The sequence below is a fragment of the Rhodococcus sp. (in: high G+C Gram-positive bacteria) genome (assembly GCF_049299235.1).
Classification (GTDB): Bacteria; Actinomycetota; Actinomycetes; order Mycobacteriales; family Mycobacteriaceae; genus Rhodococcus.
In genome coordinates this window covers 1-5,596 of record NZ_JBAQXC010000170.1, presented here as the reverse complement: position 1 = coordinate 5,596, position 5,596 = coordinate 1, and the positions used below count along the sequence as shown (strand labels likewise).

At 67.9% G+C, this 5,596-nt stretch carries 4 protein-coding genes and 1 pseudogene; 3 read left to right on the top strand and 2 right to left on the bottom strand.

Annotation, left to right across the window (positions count from 1 at the left end; genetic code table 11):
* Positions 1-549, bottom strand: a pseudogene (locus WAX14_RS10275) (hypothetical protein); the annotation flags it as partial.
* The gene (locus tag WAX14_RS10270) at positions 546-1,139 is read right to left on the bottom strand and encodes a hypothetical protein (RefSeq protein ID WP_422627980.1); all 594 of its coding nucleotides are present in this window, start codon (positions 1,137-1,139) and stop codon (positions 546-548) included. The gene WAX14_RS10270 and the pseudogene WAX14_RS10275, both read right to left, overlap by 4 nt.
* Positions 1,140-1,282: 143 nt before the next feature.
* Between WAX14_RS10270 and trmB the strand changes: the two genes are divergently transcribed.
* The 3 genes from trmB to WAX14_RS10255 all read left to right on the top strand — a co-directional run.
* Entirely contained in the window at positions 1,283-2,023 is a 741-nt protein-coding gene (gene trmB, locus WAX14_RS10265; protein ID WP_422627979.1) for a tRNA (guanosine(46)-N7)-methyltransferase TrmB, read from the top strand.
* Between the two features lie 20 nt (positions 2,024-2,043).
* Entirely contained in the window at positions 2,044-2,718 is a 675-nt protein-coding gene (locus WAX14_RS10260) for an NYN domain-containing protein (protein WP_422627981.1), read from the top strand.
* 11 nt (positions 2,719-2,729) lie between these two features.
* Positions 2,730-5,596, top strand: a 2,867-nt coding sequence (locus tag WAX14_RS10255; protein WP_422627978.1) for an MMPL family transporter, incomplete at its 3' end; no start/stop codon positions are given.

Here is a 5,596-nt window from a genome sequence, read left to right as displayed (position 1 = left end):
GGCAACGACCGCGGACCGCGCGACGGTCGCGGTGTGTGCCGCGACGGCGGCAGCGCGGAGCGTCTCGTGCAGGTCGACGATGCCCGATTCGAGCCGCAGCACGTGTCCGGTGTCGCCACCCATCTCGCGGGCGCGGACCGCGACGGCCGTCGCGACCGGCAGGATCGTCGTATCGAGATCGGTGTGCCGCCGCAGCACCGCGGCATCGGCGTCGAGAACACGACGCCACTGCGGGTAGCGATCGACACCGGTCAGTGCGCATACGACCCGTGCGGCATCGTGCGCGGCGGATTCGAGTGCGGCCAGTTCGGTGCGGCCGACCGACGCGGACGCCTCGAGCACCATCAGCACGACGGCTGCGGGCCCGTCCCGCACGTACGCGATGTCCCCGGTTCCGTTGAGTTCGTCGAGTTCCGCGACGAGGTCGTCCTCGCCGGATCCGGGAACCGCGGCGACCAGCACCCGCGGGACAGGTGTGTCGCCGCGCAGACGTGCCCAGCCCGCAGGGTTCCAGCGGTGCAGGACGTCGTCTGCGGAAGGTTCGGTCACCGACCACTCCACGCGCCGGGATCGTCGAGCGCGTCCTCGATCGCATCCCGTGCCGGTGGTGTCGCGGCGATACCGGCGATCGTCCTCGTCAACGCGTCGTCCCGGCGGCGACGCGCGTCGTGCAGCCGGGTTCCGACCACGGTCTCGAGTGCGTCGGTGTCGGCGGACAGGAGCACCGGCGAGCGCAGTTGCTCGGCGACCGCGGCAACGGCCGAGCCGGGATCGGCGAGCGACTCGGTGCCGGCAAGCGCGACCACGACACGTCCGGCGTCGACGCGGTCGAGCAGCGCCCGGTCCACGGGATGAATCGCGTGGGGCGGGAACCGGACCGCGCTCACGAGGATCACGACGTCTGCGTCGACGACGGGATCGGCCCGGCCTGGAACGTCCAGATCGATGTGTTCGACCGTGCAGCCCACCGCCTGCTCCGCGAGGGCGAGCTCGTGGCCCCCGCCCGCGCGCCCGACGATCTGCACGGTCGGGGGACGACCGTGGTCGCGGAGCGCCGCGTGCACGGCGCGGCCCGCATCCGCGTCGAACTGCTCGACGTGCCGAGCGAGCGCACGCCACGTGGCGCCGGATTGTCCCATCACGAACATCCCCCGAAATGTCCCCGACCATCGTCGCTGCATTGTCGCAGATAGGGCACTCGACCGCAGCCGGCCTGAGAAAACACTGTGGCCTCACCAGTCCCTTCTGTCACGCACTCCGGAGATACGCGACAATGGGAGCCGTGAACGAAGCCGATCAGCACACAACCGAGACGCCGGAACAGCACCCGACGCGAGGAAACCGCCTCTACCCGCGGGTGACAAGTTTCCGTTCCCGTCGCGGCGCGCTGACCGACCCGCAGCAGGAAACGTGGGACCGGCAGTGGCCCGACCTCGGCCGCGACGTCGGCGACGACCTGCTCGACATCGACGGCTGGTTCGGCCGCAGCGCCCCCACGGTTCTCGAGATCGGCTCGGGAACGGGAACCGCCGCCGTGGCGATGGCACAGGCCGAACCGGAGGTCAACCTCATCGCGATCGAGGTGTACAAGCCGGGCCTCGCCCAGACGCTGCAGCGCATCGAACGCACCCTCACGAGCGAGCACCCCGTCCACAATCTGCGGATTCTGCGCGGCGACGCCGTCGAGGTGCTCGAGCACATGGTCGCACCGAACTCGCTCACCGGTGTGCGAGTGTTCTTCCCGGACCCGTGGCCCAAGGCTCGCCACCACAAGCGCAGGCTACTGCAGGCACCGACGTTCGCGCTGATCGCGAGCCGACTCGAGACCGGAGGGGTACTGCACGTCGCCACCGACCACGCCGAATACGCTGTCGCGATCGAAGAGACCGGCAACGCCGAACCTCTGCTCGCCCCACTCGACTGGGACTCGCCGATCAGCCACGAACGGCCGGTCACCAAGTTCGAGAACAAGGCTCACCAGGTGGGCAGCACCATCACCGAGCTGATCTGGGGGAAGATCTGAGCATGAGCCTCGACGAAGACATGTCCGCCACGTCCGAGCCGACGTCGGTGACGGGCGGTACCGCACACCAGCGCGTGCTGCTCGTATGGGACGCACCGAACCTCGACATGGGTCTCGGAGCGATCCTCGGCGGACGACCCACAGCGGCCTACCGGCCCCGGTTCGATGCGCTCGGCCGCTGGCTGCTCAGCCGCACCGCCGAACTGTCCCGCGGCGCCGCCGCGAGCCTGGAACCCGAAGCGACGGTGTTCACGAACATCGCGCCGGGCAGCGCCGACGTCGTCCGGCCGTGGGTCGAGGCACTGCGCAATGTCGGTTTCGCGGTGTTCGCGAAACCCAAGATCGACGACGACAGCGATGTCGACTCCGACATGCTCGCGCACATCGACCTGCGGCACCGCGAAGGTCTCGCCGGGGTGGTGGTCGCATCCGCCGACGGACAGGCGTTCCGCGAACCCCTCGAACAGCTCGCCGACAGCGGCGTCGCGGTCCAGGTGCTCGGGTTCCGCGAACACGCCAGCTGGGCAGTGACGTCCGAGACCCTCGACTTCGTCGATCTCGAAGATATTCCCGGTGTGTTCCGTGAACCGCTCCCCCGCGTCAGCCTGGACATGCTCCCCGACGAGGGTGCCTGGCTGCAGCCTTTCCGACCGCTTTCCGCCTTGCTCATCGGGCGCAAGAGCGTCGCCGAATAGGAGACTTCAACGTGTTCGACCGCTGGGGAGAGCTCGTCTTCCGCGCCCGCTTCACGGTGATCGCGGTGATGGTCGCCGCCTTGCTGGGGCTGGCCGGATACGGGTTGAGCCTGAACGACCATCTCAGCCAAGGCGGCTGGTTCGATCCCGGATCACCGTCGGTCGAGGCTGCAGAACTGGCCGACAGCACGTTCGGTCGTGACACGAGCGGCGACGTCCTCGTGCTGTACACGGCACCGGACGGCAAGACCGTCGACGATCCCGCATTCGCCGCGCAGGTCAAGGACAGCCTCAACGCCGTTCTCGCCGCTCATCCCGACGAGATCCTCAAGATCAACGGCGCGTATTGGCCCACGAACGGCGCGCCGGCCTTGCCTGCCCTCGCCGACGAATCCCGCCAGCACGCAGTTGCGTCGATCGCACTCGTCGGCGACGACGACACGGCGCTGACCAACAACTTCCGCGAAGTCAAGGATGCGTTCGCGATCGACGGCGTCGAGGTACAACTCGCCGGTCTGCAACCCATCGCCGGCGCGCTCAACGACACGATGGCGAACGACATCAAGCGGATGGAGATCCTCGCGATCCCCGCCGTCGGCATCCTGCTGTTCTTCGTCTTCGGTGGTGTGATCGCCGCGTCGCTGCCGCTCATCACCGGCGGGCTCACCATCATCGCCGCGAACGGCATCGTCCGATTCATCACCAACTTCGCCGAAGTCAACGCGTTCGTCGCCCCGGTCGTGTCACTGATCGGCCTGGGGCTGGCAATCGACTACGGCCTGTTCATGGTGTCCAGATTCCGGGAGGAACTCGCCGAAGGCTACGAAACTGCGGCGGCCGTCCGGCGCACCGTGATCACCGCGGGCCGCACCGTCGTGTTCTCCGCGACGATGGTGATCACCAGCCTCGGTGGCCTCCTGCTGTTCCCGCAGGCCTTCCTCAAATCCGTCGCCTACGGCGCGATCGCCGCGGTGTCCCTGGCCGCGTTCACGTCGATCACCCTGCTTCCCGCCATCCTCGGCATCCTCGGCAAGAACGTCGACAAGTTCGGGTGGAAACGGTTCGGTCAGATCCAGTCGAACGAACAGATCGAGGAAAGCCTCATCGGCCGCCTCACCCGCTGGGTGATGCGCAATCCGATGAAGGTCGCCATCCCGACGGTGATCGGCCTGCTGCTGCTCATCACGCCGCTGACCGGAATCAAGTTCGGCGGTATGAACGAGACGCTCCTTCCGCCCGGCAGCACCACGCGTGTCGCGCAGGAGACGTTCGACGAACTCTTCCCCGGGCAGCGCGCCGAACCCGTCAAACTCGTGGTGCGAGGCGCCCAGGGCGGCGCCCTCAACGAGGTACGACGTTCGGCCAGCGCAGCCCCCGGCCTCGTCGAAGAATTCAAGATCTCAGGTCCCGAACAGGACGGCGTTCGCGTCCTGACCGCCGGACTACAGAACCGCGCCGACGCCAATCCGACACTCGACTATCTTCACAGCATCGAATGGCCCGACGGCGTCACCGTCCTGATCGGCGGTACACCCGCCCTCGAGTACGACTCGATCGTCGCGCTCCTGGACACCCTTCCGCTCATGGTCCTGATCGTGGTGACCTTGACGACCCTGCTCATGTTCCTCGCGTTCGGCTCGCTCGTGCTGCCGATCAAGGCCGCACTGATGAGCGCACTGGGCCTCGGATCCACCCTCGGTATCCTCACCTGGATCTTCATCGACGGCCACGGTTCGACGCTGGCGAACTTCACCCCCGGCCCGATCTTCTCACCCATCCTCGTGTTGATCATCGCGATCATCTACGGCCTGTCCACCGACTACGAAGTGTTCCTGCTCTCCCGCATGGTCGAGGCGCGATCGCAAGGTGCGAGTACCACCGAATCCATTCGGATCGGCACGTCCCACACCGGACGGATCATCACCGCGGCCGCGATGATCCTCATCGTCGTCACCGGCGCGTTCGCATTCTCCGAACTCGTCCTCATGAAATACATCGCGTTCGGCATGATCGCCGCGCTGATCATCGACGCGACCGTCATCCGCATGTTCCTCGTACCCGCAACCATGAAACTGCTCGGCGACGACTGCTGGTGGGCACCCGCCTGGATGAAGCGCATCCAAGAGAAGATCGGCCTCGGCGAACCGATCCTCGCCGACGAACTGATGCCCGACGACGTGCCCGAACTCATCACCGTGGGCATGTTCGGCCCGGCCACCGTTGCCGCAACGGGAGCGCACCGCCTCCCACCGATGATCCCCGGCGTCAACCCGTCGGACATGACACAACCCATGCCCAAGATCGCCGCTCCCCGCTCCTCCGCCGAGCAGCGCCGCGCCCGGGAGTTCCCGCCCGCGCCTCGACGCCCTTCGCCTTCGCGCGCCGGGCGCGTGCCCGTCTCGGCTCCGGATCGGCGCCTGCGCCCCGATCCCCAGAACCCTGCCCCCCAGAACCCCGGTCGGCAGAACCCCGCGGCACCGCCACAGCACAACCCCGCAGCACCGCCACAGCACAACCCAGTGGCACCGCCACAGCACAACCCAGTGGCACCGCCCCAGCACAACCCAGTGGCACCGCCACAGCACAACCAACCTGTACGACGCGACAGTGCCGCGCTACACCGCACCCCACCGGCTGCGCCCCCGGCGCGCAACGACAGTGCTCCACTGCGCCACAACGACAGTGCCGCGCTCCGGCGCACCGGCGCTCCGGATCCGAATGCCGACGCACCGGTGCAGCGCGAGCGAACCGCTCCGCCGGAACGGCCGATGCCTCCCGCCGCACCGGTACCACCGCCGCGTCGCGCCCAACCACTCCCGCAGCGGAATACGCCCGTCCGGCCGTCACCCGCCCAGCCGTCACCCGCCCAGCCGTCACC